Genomic DNA, 16,664 nt, shown 5'->3' with positions numbered 1-16,664 from the left:
AAGGAACGTTCGTCATGAAGAAAATCGCACTCGCAACCACGCTCGCCCTCGGCCTTTCGACGGCTGCCTTCGCACAGAACAAGGACTGGAACTTCGGCGATGGGGAGACTCCCGAACGCTGGGGCGCCATCAATGCCGAATATGCCGCCTGCGACATCGGCAAGATGCAGTCCCCGATCGACCTGACCAATCCGGACGTGATCGGCACGGTCAATTTGACCACCAATTTCGGCCAGGCTCGCGGCACGCTGGCGCTGGGCGAGGAGAAGGTCCAGATCGACTTCGCCCCGGGCCAGAACAAGGGCATGATGAGCGGCACCAAGGCGTTCAACCTCCTCCAGGTCCATTTCCATACCCCGGCCGAGCATGCGGTGAACGGCATGCGCTATCCGATGGTCGCGCATTTCGTCCATGCAACCAGCGGCGGTGAGCTCGGCGTGCTCGGTGTTTTCTTCACCGAAGGCGATTCGAACCCGGCTCTCGCCTCGCTGCTGAATGCGCATTCGCAGGGTAACGGCACGGCGCTTTCGGTCGATATCGACGACATGGTCCCCGATACGGTCGAGGTCTATCGCTACATGGGTTCGCTGACCACGCCGCCCTGTAGCGAGGGCGTGAACTGGCATGTGGCGAATGTGCCGGTCGAGGCGAGCGCGGACCAGATCGCCAAGCTGACCGCGGCACTGGGGCCGAGCGCGCGCTCGATCCAGGACCGCAATGGTCGCCTTCTCGTAGCACCCGAGTAATCGGCAATGCGCGCAATCGCGGTAGCGATCGCTGCCGGCGGTGCCATCATGGCATCGCCGGCCATGGCGAGCGACGATGCCTTCGAACTCTGGCTCAATCCCTCGATCGGCACCGATCTGGACGATGACACCGCCATCGAGCTGGAAACCGCGCAACGGTTCCGCTCCGCAAGCGACGGACGCGTCGACACCTATTTCTTCCGCGGCTGGCTGAAACAGGATGTCGCCGACAATGCGACGTTGGCCGGGGCGGTCGAATACCGCGTCAACGACGGCGGATCGAACGAGGTGCGCACGATGCAGCAGCTGTCCACCAGCCACGGCATCCTCAAGACGCGCCTGCGGCTGGAACAGCGGTTCGTGGATGGTGCGGATCGCATGGGGCTGAGGCTGCGGCCGCGCCTTGGCGTGGGTTTCGACCTCACCGATGACGGGCGCTGGTCGGCCGGGGCCGATGCCGAACTGTTCTGGACCCTGCGTGGCAACAATGTGGGCAGCGACACCGGAATCACCGGCCTGCGGACCACGGTTGGCGTCGAATATGCCGTAAGTGACAGGTTGTCGCTCGGCGTGTCCTATCTCAGGCAACAGGATTTCGAAGACGATGGACCGGATGAAATCGGGCACGCCCCGCTGATCGGGGTGGAGTACAGTTTCTGATCGCATGACGCGTCATCGCGCGCGGTCGAGCGGCTGGTGTCCCCCGGACCCGAGATTTGTCTAGGAATGGAATGCCGTTCGCGGTTAAGGCGCGAAGCGAGCATGAACCAGTCGATCTACCGTTCCGACCGATTGCCGAGGAAGGCCGCACCGCATGCGCCCATGCAGGGCGACGCCGCCGATGCGCCCGGCGGCGGCGGTGCGGGGCCGCGCATCGGCGTCATCTACAATCCGCGCAGCCACCGCAACAAGGGGCAGGACCTCGACTGCACCGACCGCCCCGGTATCAGTGTCGCGCAGCCCCGCACGCGTGAGGATATTGCCGGTGCGCTCGCCGATTTCGCCGCCCAGGGAATCGACTATCTCATCATCAATGGCGGTGACGGCACGGTGCGCGATGTCCTGACCATGGGGCAGAGCGTCTTCGGCGATCGCTGGCCGGCCCTGGCGATCCTGCCCAAGGGCAAGACCAATGCGCTCAATGTGGATCTTGGCGCGCCTGCTGGCTGGAATCTGCCGGGCGCCATTGCCGCATATTCCGGCGGCAAGCGGATCGTGCGCCACCCGCTGTCGGTTGCACCGGAAGGCGCACCCGGCCTTCCGATGCTCGGTTTCATCTTCGGTGCAGGCGCCTTCACGCTCGGGATCGAAGCGGGTCAGGACGCGCATGAGCTGGGGTTCTTCAACAGCCTCGCCGTCGGCGCGACCGGTGCCTGGGGCGTTCTGCAGTCTCTGTTCGGCAGCCAGCACAACAAGTGGCGGCGGGGGACGCAGATGGCGCTGACCGCGCATCCGTCTGGCGTGCCCATCCCGCGATCCGCGCATGGCGACCCGGCAAGGCGCAACATCCTGTTGGCGACGAGTTTGCATCGCCTGCCAATGGATCTGAAGATCTTCGGGCCGGAGGAAGGGCCGGTCCGGCTGGCCGTGCTCGACAAGTCGCGCAGGCGCGTCATGGCGGCCCTGCCGGCGATCCTGCTCGGCTGGCGCCCACGCTGGATGGCATCGGCGGGCTATCACCAGATGGCGTGCGAGGGATTCCGGCTGGACGTCGCCGATCCCGTCATTCTCGACGGCGAAGCTTTTCCGGCGGGAACCTACACCGTCACGCAAGGCCCCGCGCTCACCTTCGTCACGCCGTGACCGATACGCTGGCGCAGCGGGTCGACGCGGGATTGTCACGCGATGTCCGCCCGGAAGTGGCGGCGTTTGCGCGCATGCTGGGCGAGGAAGCGGATGCGTGCGGCGTCCTGTTCTACGGGTCCAACCTGCGCACCGGCTCTCTCGACGGGGTGCTCGATTTCTATGTTCTGCGGCCGGGGCCCCAGCGCGAGCGCATCTGGCCCCGGGTCAGCTATCGCGAGTGGCCATACGAGGGCGAAACCTTGCGGGCCAAGATCGCGACGATGTCGCTTGCGCGCTTTGCCGAGGCCGCCGCGGGGCATTCGCGCGATACGACGATCTGGGCACGCTTCGTCCAGCCTAGCGCCCTGATCTGGGCGCGCGATCATCAGGCGCGCGAGGCTATTGCCGCCGCAGTCGGCGATGCTGCGAAAACCGCCGCCCGCCTCGCCGCCGCACTCGGGCCGGAGCAGGGAACCGCGCAGGAATACTGGCGCGCGCTTTTCCAGGCGACCTATCGCGCCGAGTTTCGCGTGGAGAAGCCCGGGCGCGAAGATTCCATCCTGGCAGTCAACCAGGACCATTTCGACGGCCTCCTGCCGCTCGCCTGGAGGGCTGCGGGGATCGACTTCGCCCGGCATGGAGATCGCCTGGCGCCGCAAATGCCGGCTGCGGAGCGCGCCGCGATGCTTGGCTGGTGGCGGGCGCGGGCGCGGATGGGCAAGCCGCTCAACCTGTTGCGGCTGGCCAAGGCGACCACGACATTCGACGGGGCTGCCGATTATGCTGCGTGGAAGCTCCACCGGCACACCGGGATCGCGCTGGAGGTCACGCCGTTTCGCGCGCGCTATCCCCTGCTCGCCGCACCCGGCGCATTGCTGGAGCTATGGCGCAAGCGCCGGTCTCAGCGATAGCGCATCTGGATGGTGATTGCCTCGACCCCCGTACCCACCTGGAAGGCGACCTTCTTGTAGCTCGGCTTGCCGAGATTGAAGATGTTGAGGCTGGGGTTGTTCGACATGGCCCCGCCATCGGCGAAGATGTCGGTCTTGCCGTTGCCATTGATGTCGTGGCGCACTGCGATGCCATAGGTGCCGGGTGCCGGAACCGGCATGCAGAAGGTCATGCTGCCGGCGCGCGCGGGCGCTTCGATGCGGTTGATCCAGCGGCCTTTTTCCAGCCAGTCCTGGGCCGTGCCACGATAGCTCTGGACGCGCATCGTGCCCGTGCTTTCCTTGATGCCGGTCACTGTCACGCGCACTGCCGGCCCTGCGCCGGCGGCGCAGGCGGCCGGGTTGTTGGAGATCTTTTGCCGATATTGCGCCTGTGCCGGCGCGACGAGCGCCCCGGCGACTAGCGCGGTGACGAAAAGGCCTGAAAAGGTCTTGAAACGATTGGTCATGAAAATCCCTGTTATGTCCCGTGCCCGGTTTTGCGGGCGGACTGCATGCGCACGGGGCGCAGTTTCGATATGATGTTCGAATAGGCTCCCAGCTCTGAATTACGGCTGAATTTTTCAAGGGCCTGGCGTTCAGGCCCGGCGAAGGCGCCCGTGCTCGATATGGAACTGGAGCGGGGCAGATTGTGCCAGCTGTCCGCGGTGTCCGATGATCAGCACCGTGCAGCGCCCCTCCAGCGCGGCGACGGCCTGCGCAATCTGCGCCTCGCTGGCAGGATCGACTGCGCTGGTCGCCTCGTCGAGGATCAGCAGGTCGGGCTCGCGCAACAGTGCACGGGCGAGGGCGATGCGCTGCCGCTCGCCCCCCGACAGCGCGCGGCCCCCTTCGCCCAGTGGGCAGTCGAGCCCGTCCGGGAGCGCATGGACGAACCCCGCCGACGCCCGCTCCAGCGCCTCGCGCAGGCGGGCCTCGTCAGCCTCCGGTTCGGCCCACAGGAGATTGTCGCGCACGCTCCCGGCGAAGAGCACCGCCTCCTGCTGGACATAGGCAACCCGCGTGCGCCACGCCTGCCGCGCCCCGTCCACCAGTGGTTGCCCGTCGACCAGCACTTGCCCGGAATCGGGAGAGACCAGTCCGCCCAGCAGGTCCGCCACCGTGCTCTTGCCCGCCCCCGATGGCCCGGTCAGCACGGCCAGCGCGCCTTGCGGGATGAACAGCGACACCTGCACCAGCGCCGGTCGTGCCGGATCGTGGGCATAGCTTGCATCTTCGAGCGCAATGGCGCTGGTGAGCCTCGGCGCATCGCCGGAGGCGGGGGATTCCGCGCCCGCCTCCGCCCTTGCGATCAGCGCCTGCGCCTGCGCCAGCGCAGGGGCGGCGTGGTTCCAGCTTTGCGCTGCGCTCTGGAACGTATCGAGCAGCGGCACGGCGCGGACCGCCAGTGCGACGAAGGCCAGCAGGACTGCCGCCGGGATCGCCCACCATGTCACCGCCAGCCATACGGCCAGCGCCAGGATCGCCGCCGCTGCGACCTGCAGCAGGGCGCGTGCGGTGGCCGCGCTGCGCACATAGGCATATTCCGCTTTGCGCATGTGCCGGAAGGTCTGCGACAGCTCGCGCGCCTCGGCCCGTTCGCGCCCGAAGCTCTTGACCAGCCGTAACGCCGACAGGGTCGCTTCAATCCGCGCGTAGATCGCTTCGTAGCGGCGGGTCAGCTCCTCCCCCAGCGTGCGAGCCTGACGACGCAGATTGCGCAGGGCGAACAGCGCCGCGAGACAGGCGGCCGCCCCTGCCAGCGCGGCACTTGCAGACAGGGCGAGTGCGGCGATTGCCAGCGCGCCAAGCACCAGCCCGGCGCGGAGGATCGCGGTAAAATGGTGCACCGCTTCGCCCACGCGGTCGACCGAAGTGACGATCAGCGCGCGATTGGCGCTTTGCTCCATCGCCGCCAGCGCCCGCCACTCCGCACCCAGCAGGGCGTTCACGGCGCGCATGCGCAAGCTGTCGACAGCCGCGATCTCGATACGCTGGGCGAGCAGGCTGCGCCAGACATCGGCCACGGCGCGCAAGCTTACCAAGGCCACGAAAGCGGCCAGCAGTGTGCCGAGCGGCCAGTCGGGCAGGGTCACCGGCAGTTCCGCCAGTACGCTGCCGCCATCGAGCGAGGCGACCAGCGGCACGAGCAGGACCAGCCCGATCCCCTCGGTCGCGGCCGCCAGCGCCGTTGCCGCGGCCAGCATGATCAGGCGCTTGCGACCAACCAGCCGCGACAGGGCGGCGATCGCGCCGGTCATGCGCGCCCCCGCAAGGTTTGCCTCGGGAATGTCAAAAGTCGTTCCTGCGTTCGGCATGGGAGACGAAGATAGCCGCTGTCAGCGCGCGGGTCAGGCCGATCGCGCGCGGCAACTCATCGCTAGCCTCCACGGGAGTGGCGTCGGGCCATTGCCGAAGGAGGTGGTCCATGCGCTGCGTATCCACGATCCGCGCCAGTTGCGGATGGGCGGCAATGCGCCCTGTCGTTTCCAGCAGCTCTTCACGGCGGGCGCCAAGCCGCGCGTGCCAATCGGCACTGTGCCGTCCCATGCGGGTTTCGCGCCGCTGGCTTTCCGGCATGATGCCCTTGGCCAGTCGCCGGGCGAGATAGCGGGTCTGGCCATGGCGAACGAACTGGTCGGTCGGCAGGCCGTGGCAGAATTCGATCAGCGGGCGATAGGCGGTGACGTCGCGAAACCCGATGCGGTGCATTCGCTCGAGCCCCAGGTCGAGATCCTCCCCGCTGTCCGCGCTGGCCCACATCCCGCGGATTGCCTGCGCCCGGCTGCGCTCGATGGCGGTGGGGTCGCCCCCCTCGGCCCGGGCGGCGCGCTGTCGCCTCCGGTGCCAGTCGTTCCGCGCCGCCCGTGTCAGGAGGGCATAGGCGGGAATAGCCTCGCTGCCGCTGCCATGGACCAGATTCCGGATCCTGGCCTGCATGGCCGATGGCAGATGCGGCAGGACCGCTTCGGCCAGCAGGCGGCGCAGCGCGCTGCGCCCGTCGCCCTCGATCTCGCGCGATAGCAGCGCGAATAGGGCGCGCCATTTCCCGGCTCGCAGATATTCCGGTGCCGCCCAGCGCCCATCGAGGCTGATGGTGAAATTGCCCAGCATACCGGTCAGCATGCCATCGCACCCGTCGCTGGCGGCGGCTTCCAGCAGCGCGTGATAGAAACCGATATTCGCGACATTCGCGGTCGGGCTGGCGGTATGGTCGATCAAATCGCGCAGGCGATAGTCATGCTCTGCCGCAGCGGGATCGGGAAATCGAGGCTGCAATTTCGGATGTTGCCGGGCGAATGCGCGGACGATCGGGCGGTCGTCACCGAAGGTGCCGGGCGGCGAAACGCCGTCCCACTCCGCAACCGGACCATGCGTATAGCTAGGCAGGATTGCATCGGAAGGCATGGCGCGCATCAGCGCATCGGCGACGATCGGACTGTCGAGCCCGCCGGATAGCATGACCGCCGGCCGTTCGTATTGATCCAGCGCATGACGCGCCGATTCGTCAAGCAATTCGCGAGCGCGCGCGACACAGGCTTCGTCGTCGAGCGCGACCGACGGCACGGCGACCGGATCGTAATAGCGGTCGACCGAGACGTGCCCGCCATCCAGTCGGATACGCGATCCCAGCGGGACCCGGCCGATCCCGCGGAACCAGCCGCGCGGTTCGAGATCGTGGTGGTCGAAGGCAAGCTGGTCGGCAAGGTGGGCGTAATCGATTTCGCGCGCGAAGCCGGTCGCGAAGATGGCATTCAGGATTGGCGAAACCGCCGTGCGATCCCGTTGGGCCGCGAAATGCAGGGGCGGGGCCGTCCAGGGGGAGCGGACCAGCCGTAGCCTGCCTTCGCCCAGAATGGTCGCGGCGCAGTAATGGCCGACGAGCCGCTGCTCCGTATCGTCGCCCCAGCGCTCGAGCGCGGCATCGTAAGTGTCCGCCGGGCCGGTGTCGGGCGGCAGAGCTAGCAGTTCGCGGCACTCCTGCAGATTGTCGATGCGGCCGAAAAACAGGGTCAGGCCTGTCCGTTTGCCGAAGCTGTCCGAAGCCCAGCAGGCAAAGCCATGGGATGACCAGCGGAAGGGGGTGCCATCGGTTTCGCGCCACCACGCCGGGGCAGCGCTGGTGCGCTCCTCGTTGCGCTCAGGCGATGAAATCAGGAACACGCACCGTCACCCCATCGGCGATTTTCCCGGAGGTGGCGATCAGGACCTGCTGTTGGGGCCAGCCTGAAAGCCCCTGCCGCGCGGGCCCGCAATATCGCGAATCGTGCCGAGGCGGACGAGTTGCGGTGCAACCCATTCGCGCTTCCCGGCAGTCGTATCGGTCGTTTGCTCGGTCATCATGCTTCCCTTCGCGCTTGCTTCCAAGATAGCGCAAGTCTCGCAGAAATCTAGCCGAGCGCTATCAGCGCGGCACTGTCCAGCTCCTGAACCAGCGCGTTGACATCGCGCGCGATGATTTCGGCGGGAGCGGCAAACTCGTCTTCCAGCGCATCGACGATTGCGGCCAGGCTGCGCTCCCCGTCGATCAGCTTCCACGTCGCCCGCGCGGTGCCGGACAGCGAGAACAGCTCGCCCCCGTCGAGATCGACCAGCAGGACTTCGTCGTCGATCTCGGTCTCGACGAAATTCGCGGTGAGTTTGCGCAGCACGGTCATGTGGTCGAACCTAGGCGCTTCGTGCGGTGTGGAAAAGGCATGGTGGCTCGCTTGTTAACCGCCCTTTCGCGCGCGTAGGGCTGGCCGAGGCTCACACGCGACCAAGGCCGCCGCCCGCATGACCACTCCGCTGATCTCCCCCTCCATCCTCTCTGCCGATTTTGCGCGGCTGGGCGAGGAAGTGCGCGCGATCGACGAGGCGGGGGCAGACTGGATCCATGTCGACGTGATGGACGGGCATTACGTACCCAATATCACCATCGGCCCGGCGGTGGTGAAGGCGCTGCGCCCGCACACGGACAAGCCGTTCGACGTGCACCTGATGATCGCGCCGATCGATCCCTATCTCGAAGCGTTCGCCGAGGCAGGTGCTGACATCATCACCGTGCATCCGGAGGCGGGGCCGCATATCCATCGCACGCTGCAGGCGATTCGCGGCCTCGGCAAGAAGGCCGGCGTGGTGCTCAATCCCGGCACGCCCGCCAAGATGCTCGACTACCTGATCGACGAGGTCGACCTCGTGCTGGTGATGAGCGTCAATCCCGGCTTCGGCGGGCAGAGCTTCATCCATTCGCAACTGCGCAAGGTGGAGGCGATCCGCAAGATGATCGACCGGACCGGGCGCGACATCCATCTGGAGGTCGATGGCGGCGTCAACGAGGACACCGCGCGGCTTTGCGTCGATGCCGGTGCGGACGTGCTGGTTGCGGGTTCGGCCACCTTCAAGGGCGGGCCGGGACAGTATGCCGCGAACATCGCTGCGCTGAAGGGCGGGCAATGACCGACGGGGCGCAAACGCTCCTGCGGGAAGACGACCGCACGCTCGACACTGCCGACGATCTCGCGCTGCCGCTCGGCGACGCGGAAGAGGTTCTTGTCACCCGGCATCACGAAGATCGCGGCGAAGGCGATGCGGCGGTGGAGCAGGGGCGGGCGCTCGTCCTTTCGGACCTCAGGCCTTCCTCGTCCAGCCCGATCGATTCCGCCGTGCGCTGGGCCTATCGCCTCGGGGTTCCCGGCTCGATCCTGGCGGCGCCGCTGCGCAAGCCCGCGCCGTTGCGCCTGCTCGGTACGCCGCAGAGTTCGCATGAGGGCGATCGCGCCGCGGGAATGGCGCTTCGCGCCGGGCAGCTGCAGGTGCACGGCCTCAAGGCGCCGCTCGGCAAGCTCGATTTCGCGACCATGGCGCCGCTTACGCCGCCTTTTCTGCGCGCCGTGCATGGCTTCGGCTGGCTGCGCGACCTCGCCGCCTGCGCCCCGCGGGAGGAGTGCGGTCCGCTCGCCGAAAAGCTGCTGACCAAATGGCTCAGGGCGAACCCGCAGCCGGGGAAGGGCGCCGCATGGACGGTGGAGAATGCCGGGCTGCGCCTGCTCGCCTGGTTCGTCCACGCCCCGCTGATCCTGTCGGGTGAAGCAGCCAAGCGCGCGCGGGTGCTGGAGGCGATGGAGGCGACAGCGCGCTGGCTTGATCGCAATGTCACTGGCGCGGGCGACCGGCTGGGGCAGGTCGCGGGCTGGAGCGCGATAGTTGCTGCGGGCCTGCTGCTGCCCGATGGCCGGCCGCGCCGCTTGTTCGGTGAGGCAGGCTTGCTGCGCGCTCTTGGCGAGCTGGTCAGCGACGATGGCGGGGTGCTCTCGCGCAGTCCGCTGGCGCAGATGGAGGCGATCAGCGTGCTGGTCGATCTCAAGGCTTGCTACGATGCGGTCGATTGCGAACCGCCATCCGCGCTCGACACGATGATCGCGCTTCTCGTCCCGCCACTCCTGACCCTGCGCATGGGCGACCGGGCGCTGGGCAGCTGGCAGGGTTCGGGCAAGATTTCGGCCGCGCGGCTCGATGCGTTGATCCAAGCGACCGGCGTACGCGCCCGCCCGGGCAAGGATTTGCGGCATTGGGGTTACCAGCGGGTCGATGCGGGCAAGAGCGTGCTCGTGCTCGATGCGGCGCCCCCGCCGCGGGCGCGCCATGCGCGGTCCGGCTGCGCTTCGACGCTCGCTTTCGAATTTTCCTGTCGGGCACAGCGGCTGATCGTCAATTGCGGAGGGGCCGAACTGGCGGGTGCGCAGGTGCCGATCCGCATCGAACAGGGCTTGCGCGGCACGGCTGCGCATTCGACGCTGGTGCTCGATGATGCCAATTCGACCGCGGTGCTGATCAAGGGCCAGATCGGCAAGGGGGTGGAGGAAGTCGACATCGCGCGCACTATCGTGAAGCAACGCGGCCGCGACGCTACCCGGCTGGAGGCCGTGCATAATGGCTATGCCGCGCGCCACGGCCTGCTCCATCGCCGCATTCTGCTGCTCTCCGCCGACGGCGAGGAATTGCGCGGCGAGGACCTGCTGGAGCCGTCGGGCCGCAGCGGCAAGCGGGGCAAGATCGGCTTCGCGATCCGCTTCCACCTCGGCCACGGGATCGAGGCGGGCCTGTCCGAAGACAAGCGCGGGGCAGGGCTGGCGCTGCCTGACGGAAGCTACTGGCAATTCCGGCTCGGGGGCGATAGCGGCGAGGCCGAGGTCGGACTCGAGGACAGCCTGTGGGTCGACGGCCACGGGCGGCCGCGTGCCACGAGGCAGCTCGTCGTCGAAGGACTGGCGGCGCGCAGCGGGGGACGTTTCCCCTGGCTGCTCAAACGAATGGGGTGAATTTCACGTGACGGATGTGGCGATCAGGCGGGCACTGCTTTCGGTGTCCGACAAGAGCGGTTTGGTGGAGCTCGGCAAGGCGCTTTCGGCAAAGGGCGTCGAACTCGTCTCGACCGGCGGCACGGCGCGGGCGCTGCGCGAGGCGGGGCTGGCGGTTAAGGATGTCTCCGATCTTACCGGCTTTCCCGAGATGATGGACGGGCGCGTCAAGACGCTTCACCCGATGGTCCATGGCGGGCTTCTCGCCGTGCGCGACAATCCCGAGCATGCTGCTGCGATGGACGAACACGCCATCGGCGCGATCGATCTCGTGGTGGTCAATCTCTATCCGTTCGAGGCCACCGTCATGCGCGGGGCGGAGCGCGACGAGATCATCGAGAATATCGATATCGGCGGGCCGTCGATGGTGCGCTCGGCGGCGAAGAACCACCAGTTCGTCACCATAGTCACCGATCCGGCCGATTACGACACGCTGGTCGGTGAACTGGAGGCAAATGGCGCAACCAGCCTGGAGTTTCGGCGCGAGTGTGCGGCCAAGGCCTTCGCGGCGACTGCAGCTTACGACAGCATGATCAGCCAATGGTTCGCCTTCGCCGACCAGCAGCAGACCTTCCCGGATTTCCTCGCGGTCAACGGCAAGGCGCCGGTCGAGCTGCGCTATGGCGAGAACCCGCATCAGAAGGCCGCGCTCTATACGCCGGTCGGGCCTCATGCGAAGGGCATCGCGCAAGCCGAGCAGCTGCAGGGCAAGGAGCTCAGCTACAACAATTACAACGATGCCGATGCCGCGCTGGAACTGTGCGCCGAATTCAAAGGCGGCGATCCGGCGGTGGTCATCGTCAAGCACGCCAATCCCTGCGGCGTAGCCCAGGCGGGCACGTTGCTGGAAGCATGGAACGAGGCACTGGCCTGCGACAGCGTCTCGGCCTTCGGCGGGATCGTCGCGGTGAACGCCGGGCTCGACGGCCAGACAGCCGAGGCGATCTGCGAAATCTTTACCGAAGTCGTGATCGCTCCATCGGTGACGGACGAGGCGCGCGAGATCTTCGCGAAGAAGAAGAACCTGCGCCTGCTGGTCACCGGCGACCTGCCTGATCCGCGTCGCGGCGGCCTGTCCGTGAAACCGATCACCGGCGGCCTGCTGGTGCAGACGCGCGATAATGGCGCCATTACCGAGGCGGAGCTCAAGGTCGTGACCGAGCGCGAGCCGAGCGAGCAGGAACTCAAGGATTGCCTGTTCGCCTGGACCGTGGCGCGCCATGTGAAGTCGAACGCGATCGTCTATGCCAAGGATGGCGCGACCGCCGGAATTGGTGCAGGCCAGATGAACCGCCGCGACAGCTCGCGGATCGCTGCGCTCAAGGCAGCCGAGGCGGCCGAGAAATACGGCTGGGAGCAGAGCCGCGCTGTCGGCAGCGCGGTGGCATCGGATGCCTTCTTCCCCTTCGCCGACGGTTTGCTGGCCGCCGCCGAAGCGGGCGCGACCGCGATCATCCAGCCGGGCGGCTCGATCCGCGACGACGAAGTCATCGCCGCCGCGAACGAGCGCGGCCTCGCAATGGTCTTCACCAGGATGCGCCACTTCCGCCACTGAGCGCGTATTCATTTTCGCGCCTGATCGGCTGAATAGTTCACAACCATCGCATTAAGCATGTCGCAATTGCGGCAGGTGTAACCATGTGGGCAAGACTGACGAAAGACCCATCATGCAACTGTTCACCCCCGACCTCTATCGCAATTTCGGCATCGGTTTCGCTGCCGGAGTCCTCGCCATCGTCGTCGCCAGTGGCGGCGAAATCCTCACGGCCATCCCGCAAGTGGTCGCGTCGATCTTCTGATGAAGCTTCGCGCGACTTTCCTCGCCGTGGCCCTTTCGCTGGGCGCGAGTGCCTGCATGCAACCGGCCAATGCCGCCGAAAGCGTGGTCGAGGCGCCGCAGGCAAAGCGCATCGCCAAGGAAGGCTCCGGCCTCAAGACCGCGATCTTCGCCGGTGGCTGCTTCTGGGGCGTCGAAGGCGTCTTCAGCCATGTGAAAGGCGTGAAGAGCGCCGTGTCCGGCTATCACGGCGGCACCCGGCGCCAGGCGGACTATAAGCTCGTTTCGTCGGGCGTGACCGATCATGCGGAAGCGGTGAAGGTCACCTATGATCCCAAGGTCATTCGCTACGATCAGCTGCTGCGCATCTTCTTCTCGGTCGTGACCGACCCGACCCAGCTCAATCGCCAGGGGCCGGATGTGGGCGCGCATTATCGCAATGCGCTGGTGCCGCTATCGGCAGAACAGGCTGCAGTCGCCAAGGCCTATCTCGGCCAGTTGAAGGCGGCGAAGCTGTGGGACAAGCCGATCGTCACGAAGATCGAGCGGGCGCAGACATTCTACGATGCCGAAACCTACCACCAGGACTTCATGCTCAAGAACCCGCGCCACGGCTATATCGTGCGCTGGGATGCGCCGAAGGTCCGGGCGCTGAAAGCCATGTATCCGGGCGTCTATAGCGCGAAGTTCCAGCCGAACTGACTTGATACGCCCCGGGCTGCAGCCTACCTGTCGGGCATGGCAGGCCATACCCACAGGGAACACGAGGGCGACGATCTGGTTGAGGCTGCGCGGCATGCGTTGACCGACCATGGCGAGCAATGGACCGGCATGCGCCAGTCGGTGTTCGAGGAACTGGCACGGCACGACAAGCCGGCCAGCGCCTACGACATCGCCGACAACCTATCCGCCGCGCGCGGCAAGCGCGTCGCGCCCAACAGCGTCTATCGCATTCTCGACCTGTTCGTGCGCAACAATCTGGCCAACCGGATCGAGAGCGCGAATGCCTATCTCGTCAACACCCATCCGGGCTGTCGCCACGACTGTATCTTCCTGATCTGCGACGATTGCGGCAAGGCGACTCACATCGACGACGAGCGCGTGACCGGCTCCCTACGCGAGGCAGGCAAGACGGCGGGCTTTACCGACGTGCGCCCGGTCGTCGAACTCAGAGGCTTGTGCGACGATTGTGCAGCCTGACTTCGGCGGCGAAGCGGCTCATTTGCCTGTCAAACCGTTCATCGACAGGTCGGAAATGCGAGTGTAAGGCATTCGTATGAATACCCGTCCCAAGACGCCGCTGCTCGACACGGTCGACACTCCCGACGATCTCCGCAAGCTAAAGAAAGAGCAATTGCGCCAACTTTCGGACGAATTGCGCGCGGAAATGATCGACGCCGTCGGGACGACCGGCGGGCACCTGGGCTCGGGTCTGGGCGTGGTAGAGCTGACCACCGCGATCCATTATGTCTTCGATACGCCGACCGACAAGCTCGTGTGGGACGTCGGCCACCAATGCTATCCGCACAAGATCCTGACCGGACGGCGCGACCGCATTCGCACCCTGCGCCAGGGCGGCGGCCTCAGCGGTTTCACCAAGCGTGCGGAAAGCGAATACGATCCGTTCGGCGCGGCCCACTCGTCGACCTCGATCAGCGCGGCACTGGGCTTTGCCATGGCCAACAAGATGCAGGGCCGGCCCGGCCGCGGCATCGCGGTGATCGGCGACGGCGCGATGAGCGCCGGCATGGCCTATGAAGCGATGAACAATGCCGAACAGGCGGGTAATCGCCTGGTGGTGATCCTCAACGACAACGACATGTCGATCGCCCCGCCGGTGGGTGGCCTGTCTGCCTATCTCGCGCGCATGGTGTCGAGCAGCGAATATCTCGGCTTGCGGAGCATGGCCTCCAAACTCGCCCGCAAGATGGGCCGCCGCGTCTGGGGCGGGCTCGAGAAAGCGGAAGAATATGCCCGCGGCATGGTGACCGGCGGGACCATGTTCGAAGAGCTGGGCTTCTATTATGTCGGCCCGATCGACGGCCACAATCTCGACCACCTCATCCCGGTGCTGGAGAACGTGCGCGACAGCGAGCAGGGCCCGGTGCTGATCCATGTCGTGACGACGAAGGGCAAGGGCTATGCCCCGGCCGAAAACAGTGCCGACAAATATCACGGCGTGGCCAAGTTCGACGTCGTGACCGGCGAGCAGAAGAAATCGAGTGGCGGCCCGCCCGCCTACCAGAACGTCTTCGGCGAAACGCTGGCCAAGCTGGCTGACAGCGATCCGCGCATTTGCGCGATTACCGCTGCGATGCCGAGCGGTACTGGTGTCGACAAGTTCGCCAAGGCGCATCCCGACAAGGCCTTCGACGTCGGTATCGCCGAACAGCATGGCGTTACTTTCGCGGCGGGCCTCGCGGCGGAAGGCATGCGGCCCTTCGCAGCGATCTATTCGACCTTCCTCCAGCGCGCCTACGACCAGGTGGTGCACGATGTGGCGATCCAGAACCTGCCCGTGCGCTTCGCCATCGACCGCGCCGGGCTGGTGGGGGCAGACGGCTGCACCCATGCCGGCAGCTTCGACATCACCTATCTCGCCACCCTGCCCAACATGGTCGTGATGGCAGCCGCCGACGAGGCGGAGCTGGCGCATATGACCTACACCGCGGCCGAGTATGACGACGGCCCGATCGCCTTCCGCTATCCGCGCGGAAGCGGCACGGGCGTCCCGATCCCGGAAAAGCTGGAGAAGCTCGAAATCGGCAAGGGCCGCATCGTGCGCGAGGGTTCTAAAGTCGCCATCCTGTCGCTCGGCGCGCGGCTGGAGGAGGCCAAGAAGGCAGCCGACCAGCTCGAAGCCAAGGGCTTGTCGACCACCGTCGCCGATCTTCGCTTCGCCAAGCCGCTCGACACCGCGCTGATCGAGAAGCTGATGCGCAGCCACGAGGTCGTGGTCACGGTCGAGGAAGGCGCCATCGGCGGCCTCGGCGCGCATGTGCTGACCTACGCCAGTGACAACGGGCTGACCGATGCCGGGCTGAAAGTGCGCACCATGCGCCTGCCGGATGTGTTCCAGGACCAGGACGATCCCGCGAAGCAGTATGACGAGGCGGGGCTGAACGCGCCGCACATCGTCGACACCGTGCTGAGCGCGCTGCGGCATAACAGCGCGGGCGTGGAAGAGGCGCGGGCCTAGGTCGTTTCCTTCGATGTCGGGATGCCGGTAGGTACGATCGTCGCCTGGGCGACTGCGACAAGCGCCGGTTCGGCATCATCGGCTTCCGACCAGACGTCGGCGCGAACGACCACTTGGCGCTTACCGGCCTTCACAACGCTGCCCCGGGATCGAAGCCGCTGACCTCTGGCGGGGGCCAGAAAATTGATAGTGTAGTTGCCGGTGACCACATCACCCACCGCCGAGCTTGCGGCCCACGCACAGGCGTTATCGGCCATGAGCCCAACGATGGCTCCGTGTGCGAATCCGTGATGCTGGGTCATTTCCGGGCGGACCTCCATGAGGATTTCGGCCTCGCCTTCCCAGCAACGGATCGGCTCGAGCTGTAGGAAGCTCGAAAAGCCCGACCGTCCCACTGCAATCCGTTTCATGTAATCGAGCACCTGTTGCTCGTTGTCGAAACCGGGACGAGCCATGCGATTCTTCGCTAAGTCTTATTTCCAGACCTAGTGATCGCCCTTGCGTCCGGCTGCGTCAAGTCTAAAAAGCAGACTGTGAGCCAATCCATCCATCGTCTCCGTCCGTCCCGCTCACCGTGTCCCATAGGGCGCGCATCCCGCCTTCTCGGCGACCGCTGGGTTCTGCTCATCCTGCGCGAGGCCTTCCTCGGGGCGACCCGATTTGAAGAATTTCTGCCGAACACCGGCATCAATCGTGCCGCACTTACATCGCGATTGGCAGCGTTGATTGACCATGGGGTGCTCGAGCGTGACCCTCCCACCGGTCGCCGTGCGGAATATCGACTGACCGAAGCGGGGCGGGCGCTCGCCCCGGTGATGGGTGCGATGCGCGATTGGGGACAAGAATGGTTGCTCGACGGCGACGCACCATCCTTCTAGCGTACTTTCC

18 protein-coding genes are annotated in these 16,664 nt (G+C 66.2%); 12 read left to right on the top strand and 6 right to left on the bottom strand.

Annotation, left to right across the window (positions count from 1 at the left end; translation table 11 throughout):
* Positions 1 to 14 precede the first annotated feature (14 nt).
* The 4 genes from P8Q88_RS07345 to P8Q88_RS07330 all read left to right on the top strand — a co-directional run bounded on the left by P8Q88_RS07345 (position 15) and on the right by P8Q88_RS07330 (position 3,442).
* Entirely contained in the window at positions 15 to 746 is a 732-nt protein-coding gene (locus P8Q88_RS07345) for a carbonic anhydrase (RefSeq protein WP_278323197.1), read from the top strand.
* A gap of 6 nt (positions 747 to 752) precedes the next feature.
* On the top strand, positions 753 to 1,406 hold the full coding sequence (locus P8Q88_RS07340) for a DUF2490 domain-containing protein (protein ID WP_278323196.1): 654 nt from the start codon (positions 753 to 755) through the stop codon (positions 1,404 to 1,406).
* 102 nt (positions 1,407 to 1,508) lie between these two features.
* Positions 1,509 to 2,549, top strand: a complete 1,041-nt coding sequence (locus tag P8Q88_RS07335; RefSeq protein WP_278323195.1) for a diacylglycerol/lipid kinase family protein — start codon at positions 1,509 to 1,511, stop codon at positions 2,547 to 2,549.
* Complete coding sequence (locus tag P8Q88_RS07330) at positions 2,546 to 3,442, top strand: hypothetical protein (RefSeq protein WP_278323194.1); 897 nt, start codon at positions 2,546 to 2,548, stop codon at positions 3,440 to 3,442. The genes P8Q88_RS07335 and P8Q88_RS07330 overlap by 4 nt, the downstream gene beginning before the upstream one ends.
* Here P8Q88_RS07330 and P8Q88_RS07325 read toward each other — a convergent pair.
* The 5 genes from P8Q88_RS07325 to P8Q88_RS07305 form a co-directional block, all read right to left on the bottom strand.
* Positions 3,433 to 3,930, bottom strand: a complete 498-nt coding sequence (locus P8Q88_RS07325; protein ID WP_278323193.1) for a DUF2141 domain-containing protein — start codon at positions 3,928 to 3,930, stop codon at positions 3,433 to 3,435. The genes P8Q88_RS07330 and P8Q88_RS07325 overlap by 10 nt on opposite strands.
* A gap of 129 nt (positions 3,931 to 4,059) precedes the next feature.
* Entirely contained in the window at positions 4,060 to 5,721 is a 1,662-nt protein-coding gene (locus P8Q88_RS07320; protein WP_278323192.1) for an ATP-binding cassette domain-containing protein, read from the bottom strand.
* Between the two features lie 31 nt (positions 5,722 to 5,752).
* Positions 5,753 to 7,624, bottom strand: a complete 1,872-nt coding sequence (locus P8Q88_RS07315) for an asparagine synthase-related protein (protein WP_278323191.1) — start codon at positions 7,622 to 7,624, stop codon at positions 5,753 to 5,755.
* Between the two features lie 39 nt (positions 7,625 to 7,663).
* A complete protein-coding gene (locus P8Q88_RS07310) occupies positions 7,664 to 7,801 on the bottom strand; it encodes a hypothetical protein (protein WP_278323190.1) in 138 nt (45 codons plus the stop codon).
* Between the two features lie 50 nt (positions 7,802 to 7,851).
* Positions 7,852 to 8,118: a PqqD family protein gene (locus P8Q88_RS07305; protein ID WP_278323189.1), complete on the bottom strand. Its 267-nt coding sequence runs from the start codon at positions 8,116 to 8,118 to the stop codon at positions 7,852 to 7,854.
* 118 nt (positions 8,119 to 8,236) lie between these two features.
* Between P8Q88_RS07305 and rpe the strand changes: the two genes are divergently transcribed.
* From rpe to dxs, 7 genes are all read left to right on the top strand, one after another.
* Positions 8,237 to 8,899, top strand: a complete 663-nt coding sequence (gene rpe / locus P8Q88_RS07300) for a ribulose-phosphate 3-epimerase (protein ID WP_278323188.1) — start codon at positions 8,237 to 8,239, stop codon at positions 8,897 to 8,899.
* Complete coding sequence (locus P8Q88_RS07295; protein WP_278323187.1) at positions 8,896 to 10,761, top strand: heparinase II/III family protein; 1,866 nt, start codon at positions 8,896 to 8,898, stop codon at positions 10,759 to 10,761. Before rpe ends, P8Q88_RS07295 begins: the two co-directional genes overlap by 4 nt.
* Positions 10,762 to 10,768: 7 nt before the next feature.
* Positions 10,769 to 12,355 (top strand): bifunctional phosphoribosylaminoimidazolecarboxamide formyltransferase/IMP cyclohydrolase, encoded by a 1,587-nt coding sequence (gene purH, locus P8Q88_RS07290; protein ID WP_278323186.1) that lies wholly within the window; start codon positions 10,769 to 10,771, stop codon positions 12,353 to 12,355.
* A gap of 112 nt (positions 12,356 to 12,467) precedes the next feature.
* Entirely contained in the window at positions 12,468 to 12,599 is a 132-nt protein-coding gene (locus P8Q88_RS07285) for a hypothetical protein (protein WP_278323185.1), read from the top strand.
* A complete protein-coding gene (gene msrA, locus P8Q88_RS07280) occupies positions 12,599 to 13,279 on the top strand; it encodes a peptide-methionine (S)-S-oxide reductase MsrA (protein WP_278323184.1) in 681 nt (226 codons plus the stop codon). Before P8Q88_RS07285 ends, msrA begins: the two co-directional genes overlap by 1 nt.
* Positions 13,280 to 13,315: 36 nt before the next feature.
* Positions 13,316 to 13,777 (top strand): Fur family transcriptional regulator, encoded by a 462-nt coding sequence (locus P8Q88_RS07275; RefSeq protein WP_278323183.1) that lies wholly within the window; start codon positions 13,316 to 13,318, stop codon positions 13,775 to 13,777.
* 76 nt (positions 13,778 to 13,853) lie between these two features.
* Positions 13,854 to 15,776 carry a 1-deoxy-D-xylulose-5-phosphate synthase gene (gene dxs / locus P8Q88_RS07270; RefSeq protein ID WP_278323182.1) on the top strand — a complete coding sequence of 641 codons (1,923 nt, stop codon included), beginning with the start codon at positions 13,854 to 13,856 and terminating at the stop codon, positions 15,774 to 15,776.
* Here the strand turns inward: dxs and P8Q88_RS07265 are convergent.
* Complete coding sequence (locus P8Q88_RS07265; RefSeq protein WP_278323181.1) at positions 15,773 to 16,231, bottom strand: PaaI family thioesterase; 459 nt, start codon at positions 16,229 to 16,231, stop codon at positions 15,773 to 15,775. The two genes, dxs and P8Q88_RS07265, sit on opposite strands and share 4 nt — an antisense overlap.
* Positions 16,232 to 16,309: 78 nt before the next feature.
* Between P8Q88_RS07265 and P8Q88_RS07260 the strand changes: the two genes are divergently transcribed.
* Positions 16,310 to 16,654: a winged helix-turn-helix transcriptional regulator gene (locus P8Q88_RS07260; protein ID WP_278323180.1), complete on the top strand. Its 345-nt coding sequence runs from the start codon at positions 16,310 to 16,312 to the stop codon at positions 16,652 to 16,654.
* The last annotated feature ends 10 nt before the right edge of the window (positions 16,655 to 16,664 follow it).

The sequence above is a fragment of the Qipengyuania marincola genome (genome assembly GCF_029688625.1).
GTDB lineage: Bacteria > Pseudomonadota > Alphaproteobacteria > Sphingomonadales > Sphingomonadaceae > Qipengyuania.
This window is presented reverse-complemented; position numbering and strand designations above follow the sequence as displayed.